Genomic DNA, 16,826 nt, shown 5'->3' with positions numbered 1-16,826 from the left:
TTAATTTCTAGATCTCCTTTAGTTGATGCCTCGCTAAAATGGCGTATTGCGCTGCATAAGCAAACATAAACATGCCTTCTACGCCTTGCCCTGCTTTTTCTTCGGTCCAGCCTTTCAATAAATTTGTCGGAAGAAAACCATCTTGATTAAAGTGTTCAAAACCATAATCCAGATTTCGTTGGAACGCCGTCAAATAATCTCCAATATCGGAATCCAGCACAGTCGCCTCGTGATAACTACGCAGCAGAATACCATTGAACCAGTTTCGAAATCCTTCCGTTTCAAAGCTGTAGTATGCTGGAAGGTCTTTTCCTAGAGACGAGAAATGCGTGAAACTATTCTTCGCCAGCTCCCGGCCATCCCTTGCATACTTATCTTCGCTTGTAATCCGATACAGATCCACTGCGCCGGACAACATTGTTCCGCTGTTGTAGGTATAAGCCTCTCCTACAGCTTCCGTCAAAGGTGTGTTTGCACGATATTGTACACCGTCTACTTCTTCGTAACGTACATCACAGTTTGGCAGGCAACCGCCCATCATATCGGTATACACACCATTTGCATTAAGGAGGTTCCTTTTCTGCCATTCATAAATAGATCGTGCATAATCAAGATAGTATTGTCGTTTCTCGCGTTGTTCACTTCGACGTGTTTTGCCGTCTTTATCGATATAACGATGCTCGACTTTATCAGACTTATCCTTGTAGATCTCATGCAGCCAAACCAGTGGGCTGATCAGGGGTCCATTACTACAAGCATGTTTAGTTGTGTAACCCGGTCCCCAGGGAATGCCGCCGTTTTCTTTTCCCGCCTCATCATGCGTCACATCCCAGCCATCAAGCACATAGGCTGTCAGGTATTCGGCTTTATCTAGATAGTCCGTCTTTCCTGTCAATTTATACGAATCCAGTAGTTCGCGTATGAGCCACATTTGATCGTCATAGACATTTAATACGCCGGTCACATTGGCCTGACCTTTTTCATTGGCACGGTTTACTGCATATACCGACCATTCCTTTGTCTGGGTGTAGGAAACAAGTTTAAAAGTACCCAAATAATAATCTGCATTTGCATAAAGCTTGTCAAGTAGCTGGACGTAACGTTCGTAATGGTTACTGTACAGACTGTTTTCTCCGGCTTCCTTGGCTTTTTCCAACGCGAAGAGAACGGCATTGACAGCCTCTATGCCAGCAGTATACATCCAAACAGACCCCCGTTCGTCCGATTTAATCTTCGTAAAAGGATTGTAAAAGCGGTGCATCTCGAAAGTTTCCGGTTCGAAATAATGCGCTATTGTTATATCGATCAGATGCATAGCATGCTCTACGTTTTGGGTTGCTAAAAGTTTCGGATCGTCTTCCGCCAGACCCTCCTCGACAGGAGAAGAAGACGGACTGCTAGCACATCCTGATAGAACGACAGTTGTCGAGACCAAGCTTAATAGTATTGTACAATAAACAGCGAAAATAAAACGCTTCATTTCGGGATTGATTAAGTTTATAACAAAAATTTAAAATTGGTGAAACGGTCTTTCGACGTTTTCATACACAAAATAGGATTATACGGATTAAAACTAGGGTTAAAAACGAGATTTAACCGGCAACAAAAACATTAACCCTCTTTCATTTTTTTGCATATTTTGATGTTCCAAGCTTTTTTTTGGCCCTTCTTTCTTCTATTCTTCACTAATTTTTTCGTATTATATTAGCTACCTTTGTATCAAAAGTTATAAGTTGTACATCACATTTATGACAACGATAAACCAAAACATGTGCATTTACCGAGTACGATTTTTTTCTCTTTGTCTATTCATTTTAACGATTTCATTCGCTTTTCCAAGCAGTGGCTTTGGACAGGGCATCAAGTTTACCGGAAGCGATCAACCGATTGAAAAACGCACTTCTGCAGCTTTTTTTTCTGACTCGAAACCTACATTTCATCATTGGTTTACCATCGATTTTGATCTTCAGCTACCAAGTAATGGTACTATGGGTTACATCGTGCGGGTCAAAGAAAAAAATCAGGGAGCAATTTTCAATTTACACTATGATGAAGAAGAAGGACAGGGCGTATTTCGTCTGAACGAAGAAGGGAAAGCCAGTTTGATCACGATGCGGATTGCGCTTGAGTATCTTGTTGAACGACATTGGTTTCCTGTGCGGATGAATTATGATCTGCAGAAGGGAGAAATCACGCTTCAGATCGCCAATGAGGCACCACAGGTTGCAACGGTGTCCATCGCGTCACCTTATTCCCCCAACGTGACATTTGGGCGTAGCGATTACATGATTGACGTCCCTTCGTTCTCCCTTCGAAATTTCCGTATTGGGAACAAAGAAAAAAAGATTGTCTTCCCACTGCTTGAAAGCGCTGGAAATAAACTGCACAATGCTTCAGGTGAGGTGATGGGGCACGTTACAAATGGCACCTGGTTGTTGAACGATGCTTTTCATTGGCATAAGCACACCGCAATGCGCTCATCAAGTCCATCGGGATCAGCCTATGACCCAAAAAGAAAATCTATCTATTACTTCAATAGCGATTCATTACAGATTTACGAAATACCGACAGGCATTAGAAGAAGTTTCCGTTTTAGCTCTCCCTGCCCCATGAGACTTAAACTTGGAAACAGCTTTATAAATCATGAAGAAAACAGGCTGTACATCTATGAAACCTATTATGAGGAAACCTACGCCGGTCCTACGGTCGTCAGTTTGGATTTGACTGATTTTAGCTGGAGAATAGAAAGTAGTGACTACTTACAGCGCGAGCTAAATCACCATGCGTCATACTTTCTACCCGATAGCCGAAAAATACTGTTATTTGGTGGATATGGGAAGATGGTCTATAGTAACGATTTGCTATTTTATGATTTAACCCAGAAAACGTGGTCTCAACCAGAGCGCACGCGCGGTGACTCTATTTTACCTCGGTACTTTACCTCTGCAGGTAGATCGGAGGTGGATCAGAAAATTTATATTTTTGGAGGTATGGGTAACGAGTCTGGACAGCACATAGTCGGACGAAAATACTTCTACGACCTCTATACATTAGATCCTACAACCCGAAAAACAACGAAAATATGGGATGTAGACCGGAAAGGAAACCTATTCGTACCGGCCCGCGGTCTGGTCATCCCCGACTCGAATTGGATTTATATGCTCGGATATCCCGAGCATTTAACACACTCGTTTATCAAACTTCGTCGGTTTGCTATTCACGATGGCGAATATGAGGAATTAGGAGACTCCATTCCGATTTATTCCGATAAAATCAGCACCCATGCGAACTTGTATTTTGATCGTCACCTGAATAAGCTGATCGCGCTCGTACAGGAATCGGACAATGATATCCGTTCCTCGCTTACCGTATATAGCTTGAACTTCCCGGCTATCAGCGAATCCCAACTATATGCTTTCCCCGGTTCTAAAAAACAGCAAAATATAGGGTTCTATGTTTTGGCTCTTACCATCATTTGCATAGGTATCTTCTTATACAGAATTTATCGTCGCTCCAAGCACGCTGAACCTGTTGTGCCACTGCCTGACGTGCCGAAGTTGCCCGAAGAACCACAGACAAATCGTATTTATCTTTTTGGTGATTTCACGGTCGTCGACAGACGAGGAATGGATGTTTCTCATTTGTTCAGCGCACGCTTGCAACAGGTTTTCTGCTTGATTTTGTTCCACAGCCATAATACAGGCATCAGTTCCAATCTGCTTACTCACTTACTGTGGCCGGACAAACCGAAAGATAAAGCAAAGACCTCTAGAGGTGTAGCGATAAACAATCTTCGGAAGGTATTGAGCGAATTGGAGGGTATAGAGATCGTCTATGAGGAGGGACATTATCGCGTAGTATTCGAATCTTGTTATTGTGACTATTGGGATCTAAAGGAACTTCTTACGCAAGAAACCGATGTTCTTTCTCCAAAAGTTTTAAGTATTCTAGGGCGTGGCGAGTTCCTTTTAGGAATGGATGACCCCATTTTCGATAAATCCAAGTATGCTATCGAAAGTATGTTGATCGAAAAATTTCAAAAAAGTATAGCCACAAGTCGGGAGGATAAAGACTGGTCTTCGTTATTTCGTGCAGCAGAAGCTTTACTTACAATCGACACGGTCAATGAATTAGCCTTGGAACAAGGTCTTTACGCGTTGTATAAAGGAAAACTTGAACCCCGTGCAGCACTTTTTTATAAGCGTTTTACGGAGAACTATCGGCGGTTGATGGGTGAAGATTACGCTTATACGTTTGATGATATATGGCGGCGAATAATTCAATGACAAGGGTCACCTTTATTTTACGCTATCATTCACGATGAATAAAGATGATCCGTGGACTGCCTTTTGTTATGTTATCTACAGTAATTCCGTCCCATTAGAAGGAATAACCTTTATAGCTGTTAGTTCCAGGTCAAATCGATCTTTGTAGACCGGCGACAACCGTTCAACAAGTAAATCTTGGAAAGATTTCTTTACTAAATTGATAGTACATCCCCCAAAACCACCCCCCATCATACGGGCACCTAGCACTTCGGGAAAAGGTCTCACGTACTCCACCAAGAAATCTAATTCGGGACAGCTTACTTCATATTCGTCACTCAGTCCCTCGTGTGCACGAAACATCTGCTGTCCTACCGTTTCCAAATCGCCTTGTTCCAATGCTTCACACGCACTGTTCAATCGTTCGTTTTCTTCTACGACAAACCGACATTTTCTATACACATCCATATCCACTGGTCTTACATGGGTATCCAACATACTCAGGGTCACATCACGTAGGCTGTTTACCTCCCCAAATTGTTGCTGTACCAAACGGACACCTTCTTCGCAGGCAGCTCGACGCTCGTTATAAGCAGACGATGCAAGCGAATGTTTTACATTGGTGTTCAACAATAAGATCGCATAATCACCTAAATCCAATGGTTTGTAAGAAAACGAAAGGTCCCTACAATCCAGCTTTACTACATGGTCGGCCTTGCTCATCACTGATGCAAACTGATCCATGATACCACATTTCACGCCGGCGTAGGTGTGTTCTGCCAACTGCCCGATTTTCGCTATCTCCACACGCTCTATTTGCAAATCAAAGAGTACGTTTAATGCAAACCCTACCGCACATTCCAGTGCAGCAGAAGATGATAAACCTGCTCCTAAAGGCACGTCGCCGTCAATGTACATATCGAAACCACTCAGGTTTGCTCCTCTCAATTGAAGCTGATCCACTACGCCGAGTACGTAGTTTGGCCAACCTTGTTCTACGGGCTGTATTTCAGTTAACGGAATTTCAAAATAGGCGACAAAGTCCTCAGCGTATAAACGGATTAAATCGTCATCCCGCTTTCCTACGCCTACGTAAATGGCCTTATCGATGGCTGTGGGTAGCACAAAGCCTTCATTATAATCTGTATGTTCGCCGATGATATTAATTCTTCCCGGCGAGCGGACTACATGTGTCGGCGCATATCCAAAAACGGCCGTATATCTTTCTTCTATCTGCTGTTTCGAAATCATGTGTTTATTCTATCCTTTGTAATGAATCGTCGACTGTTGTTTTAAGGTATTCGCTGCTTGTTCTGGGGTGATGTCACGTTGTGGTGTCGCTAACATCTCATAGCCCACCATAAATTTCTTTACGGTTGCCGAACGCAATAACGGCGGATAAAAATGCATATGCCAGTGCCATTCGGGATGTTCTCCAGAATTTACAGGCGATTGATGCATGCCTGCTGAATACGGAAATGAAGTCTTAAAAATATTATCGTAACGAATGGTTAATTCGCGTAATGTACGCGCAAAGTCTTCTTTCTCCACTTCGGTAAATGCTAAAACAGAAGGAACAGGCCGCTTACTGATAATCATCGTTTCGTAAGGCCAAGCCGCCCAAAAAGGAACGAGCGCCACAAAATGCTCATTATCGATGATGATACGTTCGTCTTTTTTTAATTCGATCGCGACATAATCTTGGAGGAGTGTCCGCCCGTGCTGCTTGAAATAAGCCCTCTGTTGCGTAGTCTCTTTCTCTATCTCCACAGGTAATGAGCTTTCCGCCCAAATCTGACCATGTGGATGCGGATTGCTACACCCCATAATGCTGCCCTTATTCTCAAATATCTGAATATATTTTATCCATTCTTTTGCAGCCAGTTCTTGAAATTCCTTTTGCCAAAGGTCCACTACTGCCTTAATCGCTGGTAAGTCCATTTGAGGAAGTGTCAGGTCATGGCGTGGTGAGAAGGAAATCACCTTGCATATTCCTCTCTCGGATTCGGCTATGAGTAGGTTCTCCTCATTAAACTGCTCAACAGATGTTTCTTCCAGTAAAGCGGAAAAGTCATTGACGAATACAAAACTGTCTTTATAATCTGGATTTTGCGTACCATCTGCGCGCACGTTACCTGGGCACAAATAGCACTTTGGGTCGTACTGTGGGCGGTTGTCGGGTGCTAAATCTTCGACCTGTCCTTGCCAAGGGCGTTTACTACGATGAGGAGAAACAAGGATATGGTCTCCGGTTAACAGATTCTTACGTTTGTGTGGTTGTTCTGCAAAATCTAACATGGTTTAAGGTTATATTTTTATAAATATCAACTTTTTTTTGCAAAAACAAAACAGGATGACAATAAAAAGTGTCCATAATACACTTTACCGACACTGGAAGCCATAAAGACTGGCGTGTTTTATCAAGATCAAGATCGATGAGGCATTTCCGTAAGACAGTTACTAAGACAGAATCGGTCTTTCTCCTTTTATTAATTCGAAAACAGTAATCTCCGGCAGAATTCCTACGCGCCCAGGGTAACCTAAAAAGCCATAACCTACATTAACATAGAGTTTTTGGTGTTGCTCCTCATAAAGCCCTGCCCATTCTTTATATACGTATTTAGCAGGACTCCATTGGAAGTGCTCCCCACGAACACCAAACTGCATGCCGTGGGTATGTCCTGCAAACATGACATCGACATCCGTATCTAGTACCTGTGCTCTCCAATGCGAAGGATCATGCGACAGAAGCAGTTTCACGGGAGATTCTTCCGTTCCCATCAATGCCTTTTTTAAATCGCCTTTCTTCGGAAAACGACCTGTACCCCAGTTTTCCACTCCTATAATCGATATCTTGTCATTATTCACCGCTATACTGCGATTCTCATCCAACAACAAATCCCAACCCATCACCTTATGTGTTTCTTTCAGGTCTTTCAAGTTTTTAACCTTTGCCGCAGAATCCTCTCTACCAAAATAGTAATCTCCATAATCGTGATTACCTAATACCGAATATACGCCTAAATCTGCTTTTAGTTTGGTAAAAATATCTTGATAATCCCGCATTTCAGAAGCAACATTGTTAACTAGATCTCCGGTAAAAAATACGACATCTGGCCTTTCGCCCATCAGCATCTCTATCCCGCCTAATACAGCTCTCTTATTATAAAAAGAGCCCGAATGTACATCCGATATCTGAGCGATGCGCATACCATGGAAGGAAGCCGGAAGATTGGGCAGATACAGTTTCTGCCGGATGACTTTATAGTCATAACCACCGGAAATCATTCCCCACGACAAAGGGAATATAGGCAACGACGCCACCAGTATTCCGGATTTGGTTAAAAATTCTGAGCGTGAAATACCATTAACCGGCTTTTCGGGCAGAGGTGCCGAAAGTTCCTCTACATGTTCGGTTAAATTTTTGCTCTTTCGTGGCGTAAAGAATTTGGCAATCCAAATCCCTCCTCGACGAATATCATCCAGAAGCAAAACGATAATGAAAATAAACTTACTGACCGCCGTCATGAAAAACGCAACCAAGATAACCGACCTATAAGCTAGCGGAAGGTTAAACTGCGCCGAGATATAGAGTCCTAATAAAAGGCCAATAGAATAACCCCACCATACAAATGAAAACCACTTCGTTTTCGCGGCTTTAATTTTCGTCGCCCGTAAAGCGAAGAAAATGTAAACGTCGAAAACAAGTAATAATATTGCGTTAAATATTAACATATCAATTCTTTTGTCATTGTGCTAGTCGTTTTAGCACGTTAATCCATTTGGGATCGTCATTCAGACTTTCGACCATGGTAATTTCTTCTCCCCCCAACGATTTAAACTCGTTTGCATATTCTACCCGGATCTCATCTAATGTTTCTATGCAATCAGCTACGAAAGCTGGACTAAATACCAATAGCTTCTTAAATCCTCGTTCTGCCATTTGGTGCAGTGTATCAGAAGTATATGGTTGAATCCACGGTGTCTTTCCTAGCCTTGACTGGAAACAAACAGCGTATTGCTCTTTTGAAATCCCCAGTTTTGCTGCTATTGCGCGTGATGTTGCATAGCACTGTGACAGATAACAATGCGCTTTTTTCTGCTCTCTACAGGATTCACAGCCTACATCTGGACATTTTAGTTCGCCCGTTGGGTCAACCTTGCCCAGTTGCCTTACGGGTAATCCATGATAGCTGAACAATACATGATCATACTCCTCAATAGGATACTGACGTCCATGATCGGCATATGTTTCGCACATTTCCTCATCATCACAATAGTTACTAACGAAGGTTACCTGCGGAAAGTATTGCCAGCTCCGCATTATTTCCATTACTTTATCAATAACCGAACCCGTTGTTGCGGAAGCATATTGGGGAAAAAGGGGAATCACCCGAATGGATTCCAACTGCATTTCCTCCATATTCTTGAGCGCTGAGGCGATAGATGGGTTCTGGTAACGCATAGCTAACTCCACATGATAATCCTCTCCCAATTCTTGTTGTAACAAATCACGTTGTAACTGGCTATAATATAGCAGTGGAGAACCTGTTTCACCATCCCATATTGTACGATAGGTTGCTGCTGACAACGATGCACGCTTAGGAACGATTGCCCCTTTTACCAATAGTGTACGTCCCAGATAGGGAATATCCATTACTCGAGGGTCCATTAAAAACTCTGTCAAATACCGACGTACATCAGCTGTTGTAGGATTGTTCGGCGTGCCCAATTGCACCAAAAGAACTCCTTTTGTAGCACTCTTATTCATTTGTCACAAAAATAGCTATAAATTACACGGAAGAGGGGAAAACACCGATAATATGAGAATAACATGACCTAGGCTAAAGGCGCTCTAGTGCTTGTTTCACGTCCTTCATAAGCCACATTGGGGTAGATGTCGCACCGCAGATACCCACCGTATCGTTGGGTTCAAAAAGGGTTTCATCCAATTCTGCGAGATCGGAAATAAAATAACTCTGAGGGTTCGCTTGTTTACAAACATCGTAAAGCACCTTTCCATTGGACGATTTCTTTCCGGATACAAATATAATCTTGTCATATTGGCGAGCAAAGCCCCCTAAATCTTCGTAACGGTTAGAGACCTGTCGACATATCGTATCATTGGCTTTTACTTCATAACCGCGGTTTTGTAGCTCTGCTTTAATAGCGTAAAACTTGTCGACGCTTTTTGTAGTCTGGCTATATAAAGTAAAGGATGAAGGAAGTTCGACATTATCTAATTCCTCTAAATCTTGAAAAACTATCGCTTCATTGTTTGTTTGCCCTTGTAGACCAATCACTTCTGCATGGCCGTGTTTGCCAAATATCAAGATTTTTTCTCGACCGTCATGCGAGGTCTTGATCCTATTCTGAAGTTTGAGAACCACCGGACAGGAGGCATCAATAAGGGTAATATTATTTTCTAACGCTGTACGATATGTTTCGGGGGCTTCTCCATGCGCGCGAATCAAGACTTTTTCATTCTTTAAGTTAGCTAAGTCTCCGTGACCGATAATACGTAGACCTTTTGCTTTTAATCGGGCTACTTCTTCGTCGTTATGAACAATATCACCCAAGCAATACAAGTATCCATCCTCTTCAAGGATTTCCTCCGCCATATCAATGGCATAAACAACACCAAAACAGAAGCCGGAGTCTTTATCAATCGTTACTTGAAGATCTTTAGCCATACTTTACAAAAATACAGATTATTTTTTTAAATAATTTACTTCTTGAACGAGAGCCTATCCTAAGGTATAAAACTGATAGGTTAAAAGGAACGTTTTCTTTAATCATCTTTCTTCCCCTTTTTTCTTGACAAAAAAGGGGACAAAAAGTCAAGACTGAATATTGTTCTGCTATTTTTACTCGTCTATTCCTAAACAGCATACAACTCGCTACCGCTCAAACAGTATGCTTATTTTAACGGAATAGCCTTCATAAAATGACCGCAGAACAATATAAGGTCGTTTTATTCCACTTAATGGCTATCCTTGGTTGACCGCTTTTAATCCGCTATTGCACCATCCCTCCTTAACTTTAATTGTCGCATCCAAATGTTTTACGACTGCACAGTCTCGTCCTTAGCACTATCCCTATTGTAAAACATTTGAAGCGACGATTTTTTTTGCATACTTTTTTTGAGGTAAAAAAAGTATGAGCCACGTCGCGGCTAGAGCGACATAAAAATATATAATTTTAACCTTGAATTAAAACAACCTCTTCCACCAAGACTTCTTAATACCCACGTACCATTGATTATTTTCTTCCTTTACAGGAAATATGTCGATATAATTTCCTTGTCCCTCGTCACCCCTTCCGGTTTGCAAATCAAATCGATGTCGGTGATAAGAACAAACTAATTTTTCACCTTCACACCACCCCAGACTAAGGTCGGCTCCTGCATGGGGGCAACGGCTCGACGTAGCGTAAAGCTTTCCGTTCAATAAAATGATGCAAAGCTTTTTACCGCCGACCTCCGCTTTCTCAATTTTCCCGTCTTGTCGAGGTTTTCTTATCGTAAACCATTCTATATTATCCTTATCCATGTCTAAAGATAACAAAATGCAATAACCGTTCGTGCATTAAAACAAAAAAGAGACGCCTCGGCGTCTCTTAAAATATAAGCAAATCTTTCGATCAAAATCTATTGAAATTTCTTAGCGTTTATCTTTCTTTCGTTTTCTGTAAGGTAAATCTTACGCAAACGAATGGATTGTGGTGTCACCTCGATATACTCATCTGCTTGAATATATTCCATACATTCTTCTAGCGAAAACTTGATGGCTGGCGCAATTCGTGTATTATCATCCGAGCCTGACGCACGCATGTTAGTTAACTGCTTTCCTTTTGTAACATTGATTGTCAAGTCATTATCACGGATATGTTCACCCAAGATCTGTCCTTCGTAAATATCTGCACCCGGATCAACAAAGAAACGTCCACGGTCTTGCAGCTTATCAATAGAATACGCAGTTGTTGTACCGGTATCCAAAGAAATTAATACACCCGCTAAACGCCCCGGAATAGTTCCTTTCCAAGGTTCATATCCTTTCAAACGATGCGCCATTACCGCTTCACCAGCTGTAGCTGTCAGGACGTTATTCCGTAGTCCGATGATACCTCTCGATGGAATGGAAAATTCCAAATGCTGCATTTCTCCCTTTGTTTCCATTACGAGTAGTTCTCCCTTCCGCTGGGTAACCAGCTCGATCACTTTTCCTGACACATCCGCCGGCACATCAACAACCATCTCTTCGATCGGCTCACATTTCACCCCGTCAATTTCTTTTACAATTACTTGCGGTTGACCTACTTGCAATTCGTATCCTTCACGACGCATTGTTTCGATCAATACCGACAAATGTAGGATTCCACGACCGTAAACTAACCAAGCATCCGGGGATTCCGTAGGAACTACACGCAGCGCGAGGTTTTTCTCCAATTCCTTCTGCAAACGGTCGTGAATATGACGAGAAGTCACAAACTTACCTTCTTTACCAAAGAACGGAGAGTTATTGATCGTGAACAACATGTTCATTGTTGGCTCGTCGATGTGAATAACCTCCAATTGCTCCGGGTTTTCAAAATCAGCTATGGTATCTCCGATTTCAAAGCCCTCTATACCTACTACTGCACAGATATCGCCAGCTTTTACTTCCGCTACCTTTGCTCGTCCTAAACCTTCAAATATTTGCAATTCTTTTACGCGGGATTTCACAACTTTTCCGTCACGTTTCACTAAGGAAACGGGTTGATTTTCTTTGATGACACCACGTGCTACACGCCCGATAGCAATACGCCCAACAAATGTAGAGTAGTCTAACGACGTAATCTGCATCTGCAACGTACCTTCAGACACTTTCGGGGCCGGTATATGCGTAACGATAGCGTCGAGCAATTCTGTGAAATCTGTTGTGGGTTGTTGCCAGTCAGTAGACATCCAACCTTGCTTAGAAGAACCATATAATACCGGGAAATCTAGCTGTTCTTCAGTCGCACCTAAATTGAAGAATAAATCGAATACCTGCTCGTAGACTTCATCCGGACGACAATTTTCTTTATCAACCTTGTTCACCACTACGATGGGTTTTATTCCTAAGGCCAGTGCTTTTCCCGTAACGAAACGAGTTTGTGGCATTGGACCCTCAAACGCGTCCACCAACAATACCACCCCATCTGCCATTTTTAATACACGCTCCACTTCTCCACCGAAATCGGCGTGACCTGGCGTATCGATGATGTTGATTTTGGTATCTTTATATTTTACGGATACGTTTTTGGACACAATCGTGATACCCCGCTCACGTTCCAAGTCATTGTTGTCCAAAATCAATTCTCCCATATTTTCGTTATCCCTGAATTGATTCGTATAATGTAGGATTTTATCAACGAGGGTTGTTTTGCCGTGGTCAACGTGCGCGATGATCGCAATATTTCTGATGTTTTGCATTGAGCGATAATGTATTATATAAAAAATTTGAGGTGCAAAGATAACCATTTTGCACCTCAAATTTTTATTTTTTAGATTATTATTTTATTAACAGCTATTTAGCCTCTCTTTTTTACTCCTTAATAGTCGTCTATTTTTTCACGATTACTCCCAATTCTTTCCCTACTTTCGTAAAAGCAGCAATAGCTTTATCCAGATGCGCTCTATCATGGGCTGCCGAAAGTTGCACACGGATTCTCGCTTTACCCTGGGGAACAACCGGATAATAAAAACCAATCACGTAAATGCCTTCCTCTAACATTTTAGCTGCAAATTCCTGTGCCAACTTAGCGTCATATAGCATCACTGGAACAATCGGATGTAGGCCAGACTTGATATCGAAACCTGCTTCCACCATTTTTTCGCGGAAATATTTCGTGTTGCTTTCGAGTTTGTCGCGAAGTTCAGTTGTTTCGCTTAGCATATCTAAAACCGCAACAGAAGCTCCTGCAATAGCTGGCGCAAGCGTGTTCGAAAACAAATACGGACGCGATCGCTGGCGCAACATATCAACAATTTCCTTACGCCCCGAAGTGAACCCTCCCGAAGCACCACCCAATGCCTTTCCAAGGGTTCCCGTGATAATATCTACACGATCTATCACATCGAAGAGTTCGTGCGTTCCTCGGCCGGTTTTCCCTACGAAGCCCGAACAGTGCGACTCATCAATCATCACCAAAGCCTCATATTGGTCTGCCAGATCACAGATTTTATCCAATGGTGCGACCGAACCATCCATGGAGAAAGCCCCATCGGTTACAATAATTTTATGACGAGCTCCCGAAGCAGCTTTCAGTTGGGTTTCCAGGTCTTCCATGTCACAGTTTTTATATCGGAAGCGCTGCGCCTTACACAAACGTACGCCATCTATAATAGAGGCATGGTTAAGCTCGTCGGATATAATGGCATCTTCAGCACCAAGTAAGGGCTCGAAAACCCCACCATTTGCATCGAAAGCCGCTGCATATAGAATGGTATCTTCTGTACCCAAAAATTCGGAGATTTTACGTTCCAGTTCTTTATGAACATCTTGCGTCCCACAGATGAAGCGGACGGATGACATGCCATAACCATATTGGTCAATCGCTTTCTGTGCCGCCTCTATTACTTTTGGGTGGGAAGACAATCCCAAATAATTGTTTGCACAGAAATTAATGACTTTCTGTCCTGTACTGACTTCGATATCCGCTCCCTGCGGTGTCACTATAATACGCTCTTCTTTATATAGGCCTGCCTCTTTAATCGCTGCAAGCTCTTTTTCCAATGCCGGTTTTAAAGTTTTATACATCTTTATTCTCTCTTTAACTTTCACGAAGATAAGGGTATATTTCCGAATACGGAGTATGGAATCGTTTGCTCAATTTATTCGTAACGTAGCGCTTCTACGGGATCCAATTTGGAAGCCTTTGACGCCGGATAATAACCTGACAACATACCTACGCCAACGCAAACAGACATACCTAGAGCCATCCATTTCCAAGGTATAATAAAATCTGCTCCCAAAGCTAGTGCCAATAAGTTACCGATAACAATACCAACTGCGACACCTACAATGCCACCCAATACACAAATAACGATAGCCTCCATTAAGAACTGTTTTCTAATAACGGTGGGGGTCGCTCCTATCGCCTTCCGCACACCTATTTCACGTGTACGCTCTGTCACTGAAACAAGCATAATATTCATCAGGCCAATAGAAGCACCAACCAGTGTAATGAAGGCGATAACAACAGCTCCTAAGGTCACGTAGGCAAGATTTTGCATCAGTATCTGTGCGACGGCATCTGATTTAACGATTTCAAAGTCATTAGTTTGTTTAGCTGTCAATCCTCGGATTTTACGAAAAGTTGCAATGGCTTCCCCTTCTGCTCCCTCCATTTTATATGGATCTGTAGTCATTACTGTAATGACGAAAGAAGGATCTCCTTGCGCCATCATCGATCGGCTTCGCGAGAGGGGAATAAAACAGGTTTTATCTGATCCGAAGCCTGCGCTGGAACCTTTGCTTTCCAGTACGCCCACCACGGTAAACCGCTCTCCTCCTATAGTGATATATGCTCCTATTGGGCTCTTTTTATTCTTAAATAATTTGCTCTTAACCTCCTCACCGATAATTACAACACTATTGGCATTTTCCACATCCTGCGGTGTAAAATCACGACCGTCCGAAAGTTTGTATCCCGATGTCTGTAGATAGTTGTCGTCCACCCCGATCACCCCGATATTGGGATTGGTTTTTTCTGCCATATACTTAGCAGTTGCCCCCCACGTAACGTTTGCGCTGAGCGAAACAATAGCTTTATAATCGAAGCGTTCTTTGAACGCTAGGGCATCCCGATACGTGATGGATGGAAAAACTTTTGCTTGGCTTCCGGAATCTCCAATACGAACATTCACCCCGCGATTACGAATATTAAAGGAATTAGCGCCCATGGAGGAAAAGGAGTTGGTCAACGAGCTTTGCATAGCGTCTATCGAAGTCAATACACCGATCAGCGCCATAATACCTATGGCAATGATAAGCGCCGTGAGAAAGGTGCGCAACTTATTACTTACAATAGATTGCAAGGCAAGTTTAACATTCTCACGGTAAGACATATTAACAGACATGGCGCGTTATTTCGTCCAAACTTACATAAATCCATTTTTATATGCAATATATTTGCACCGCATGTAAAGCGGATTAGCGCAGCTCTCCTCAACCCGTAAAGGCTATCAGTTTGTCAGTTGCCAGGTCTGTGTTCGACCAATTAAAGAAAATCCTACATAACCACGCACTAGAAGCTTATTACCCTCTCTGGTGATGCTACATTTATAAGTTTTACCATTTTTGGGATCTGTGATCGTTCCACCGGAAAATTCATCTCCTTTTTTTGTTATTCCCCGAATAATCTCCAGTCCTAATAGAGGTTGGTTTTTACGATCATCTTTACACTGCACACATTTGTCGTTCTCTGGCTTGATGAGAAGTTTGCTAATTTTTCCATAATATTTCCCATCTGCCTTTTGGAAAACTTCCACAATAGATTTCGCCTCTCCCGTTTCATCGTCTATGGTTTTCCACTTTCCAACAATATTTTGGCTATTTTGTGCTGTAGCACTAAATCCAATCAACATGCTAAGCCATATGAACAATATTTTCCTCATATCTTTTTGTTTATAATTATCAACCACGCTTAAACGATCAAAAACCATGCAAAAAAACGTAACGCAGTGTGTTTACAGCATATTAACGGTTAGCGGATTAAACAATATTTCGTTCAGGCTGCAGTAAGGACAACAGGTCGTGTTGCAAAGTGACAACTTCTCCTATCACGATAATTGCTGGATGTGACATTCGTGCTGCTTGACTAACTTTAACAAGGTCCTTAACTTTACATATCACTTTCTTTTCATCTGCTCTGGAAACTTGCTGTATAATAGCTGCCGGCTTATCTCCTTTACCATTCATCAGATATATCCGCGCAATTTCGGCTAATTTACGCATCCCCATATAGATGACAACAGTAGAATTACAATGGACTGCTAGTGAAAGATCAGCTGCCATGTCACCATCTGTTTTCATTCCAGTTAACGCCCACACACCTTCGCTAATACCGCGGTGAGTCAACGGAATATCGTTTAGCCCAGCTCCCTGCATACTACTGATTCCTGGAATATACTCAACATCTACTCCCAACGTCTTCGCTACTAACCATTCTTCAAAACCTCTACCAAAAACATAGGGATCACCACCTTTCAGCCTTACTACACTGGAAAAACGCTCACAATAATAAGCGATTAATGTATTTATATCGCCCTGTGGCATGTATTTTCCGTACGGATGTTTTCCTACGTATATTTTTAAACATTTTTCTGAAGCAATATGGAGTATTTCTTCATTAATAAGGTTATCATAGAGTATTACCTCAGCATTTTTTATGCTTTTATACGCTTTTATCGTCAATAATTCTGGATCACCCGGACCAGAACCAACTATTTTTAGATATTTTAACCTATTTATCATATATAAATCATTAAAATTTACCACAAATCAATCAAAAATAGAAAATAATATGATATATATC

The 16,826-nt window shown here is 42.1% G+C and carries 13 protein-coding genes; 1 reads left to right on the top strand and 12 read right to left on the bottom strand.

From position 1 onward, the window contains the following. Positions 1–7 precede the first annotated feature (7 nt). Positions 8–1,480, bottom strand: coding sequence for a glycoside hydrolase family 76 protein (locus tag C5749_RS10845; RefSeq protein ID WP_105725942.1), 1,473 nt, complete (start codon positions 1,478–1,480; stop codon positions 8–10). Between the two features lie 289 nt (positions 1,481–1,769). Here C5749_RS10845 and C5749_RS10840 point away from each other — a divergent pair, with 289 nt between their 5' ends. Continuing rightward, on the top strand, positions 1,770–4,286 hold the full coding sequence (locus C5749_RS10840) for a Kelch repeat-containing protein (protein WP_181151359.1): 2,517 nt from the start codon (positions 1,770–1,772) through the stop codon (positions 4,284–4,286). 75 nt (positions 4,287–4,361) lie between these two features. Here the strand turns inward: C5749_RS10840 and galK are convergent, their stop codons facing one another. The 11 genes from galK to cobA all read right to left on the bottom strand — a co-directional run bounded on the left by galK (position 4,362) and on the right by cobA (position 16,765). Further along, on the bottom strand, positions 4,362–5,516 hold the full coding sequence (gene galK / locus C5749_RS10835; protein WP_105725938.1) for a galactokinase: 1,155 nt from the start codon (positions 5,514–5,516) through the stop codon (positions 4,362–4,364). Between the two features lie 9 nt (positions 5,517–5,525). Then, complete coding sequence (locus C5749_RS10830) at positions 5,526–6,563, bottom strand: UDP-glucose--hexose-1-phosphate uridylyltransferase (RefSeq protein WP_105725936.1); 1,038 nt, start codon at positions 6,561–6,563, stop codon at positions 5,526–5,528. A gap of 162 nt (positions 6,564–6,725) precedes the next feature. Next, the gene (locus tag C5749_RS10825) at positions 6,726–8,000 is read right to left on the bottom strand and encodes a metallophosphoesterase (RefSeq protein ID WP_105725934.1); all 1,275 of its coding nucleotides are present in this window, start codon (positions 7,998–8,000) and stop codon (positions 6,726–6,728) included. A 13-nt stretch (positions 8,001–8,013) separates the two neighbouring features. Next, positions 8,014–9,036, bottom strand: a complete 1,023-nt coding sequence (hemH, locus tag C5749_RS10820; protein WP_105725932.1) for a ferrochelatase — start codon at positions 9,034–9,036, stop codon at positions 8,014–8,016. Between the two features lie 73 nt (positions 9,037–9,109). Continuing rightward, on the bottom strand, positions 9,110–9,958 hold the full coding sequence (locus tag C5749_RS10815; protein ID WP_105725930.1) for a 4-hydroxy-3-methylbut-2-enyl diphosphate reductase: 849 nt from the start codon (positions 9,956–9,958) through the stop codon (positions 9,110–9,112). A 519-nt stretch (positions 9,959–10,477) separates the two neighbouring features. Beyond that, entirely contained in the window at positions 10,478–10,816 is a 339-nt protein-coding gene (locus C5749_RS10810) for a Rieske (2Fe-2S) protein (protein ID WP_105725928.1), read from the bottom strand. Positions 10,817–10,914: 98 nt separating this feature from the next. After that, the gene (gene typA, locus C5749_RS10805; protein WP_105725926.1) at positions 10,915–12,720 is read right to left on the bottom strand and encodes a translational GTPase TypA; all 1,806 of its coding nucleotides are present in this window, start codon (positions 12,718–12,720) and stop codon (positions 10,915–10,917) included. Positions 12,721–12,850: 130 nt separating this feature from the next. Next, positions 12,851–14,047: a glycine C-acetyltransferase gene (gene kbl / locus C5749_RS10800; protein ID WP_105725924.1), complete on the bottom strand. Its 1,197-nt coding sequence runs from the start codon at positions 14,045–14,047 to the stop codon at positions 12,851–12,853. Positions 14,048–14,121: 74 nt separating this feature from the next. Continuing rightward, on the bottom strand, positions 14,122–15,369 hold the full coding sequence (locus C5749_RS10795; RefSeq protein ID WP_105725922.1) for an ABC transporter permease: 1,248 nt from the start codon (positions 15,367–15,369) through the stop codon (positions 14,122–14,124). A 105-nt stretch (positions 15,370–15,474) separates the two neighbouring features. Beyond that, complete coding sequence (locus C5749_RS10790; protein ID WP_105726994.1) at positions 15,475–15,906, bottom strand: DUF2147 domain-containing protein; 432 nt, start codon at positions 15,904–15,906, stop codon at positions 15,475–15,477. Positions 15,907–16,003: 97 nt separating this feature from the next. Next, entirely contained in the window at positions 16,004–16,765 is a 762-nt protein-coding gene (gene cobA / locus C5749_RS10785; RefSeq protein WP_105725920.1) for a uroporphyrinogen-III C-methyltransferase, read from the bottom strand. Positions 16,766–16,826: the final 61 nt, after the last annotated feature.

Source organism: Sphingobacterium gobiense, assembly GCF_002980575.1.
Taxonomy (GTDB): Bacteria; Bacteroidota; Bacteroidia; order Sphingobacteriales; family Sphingobacteriaceae; genus Sphingobacterium; species Sphingobacterium gobiense.
Note: the sequence above shows the minus strand (reverse complement) of the source record. Positions and strands in the feature narration are given on the sequence as shown.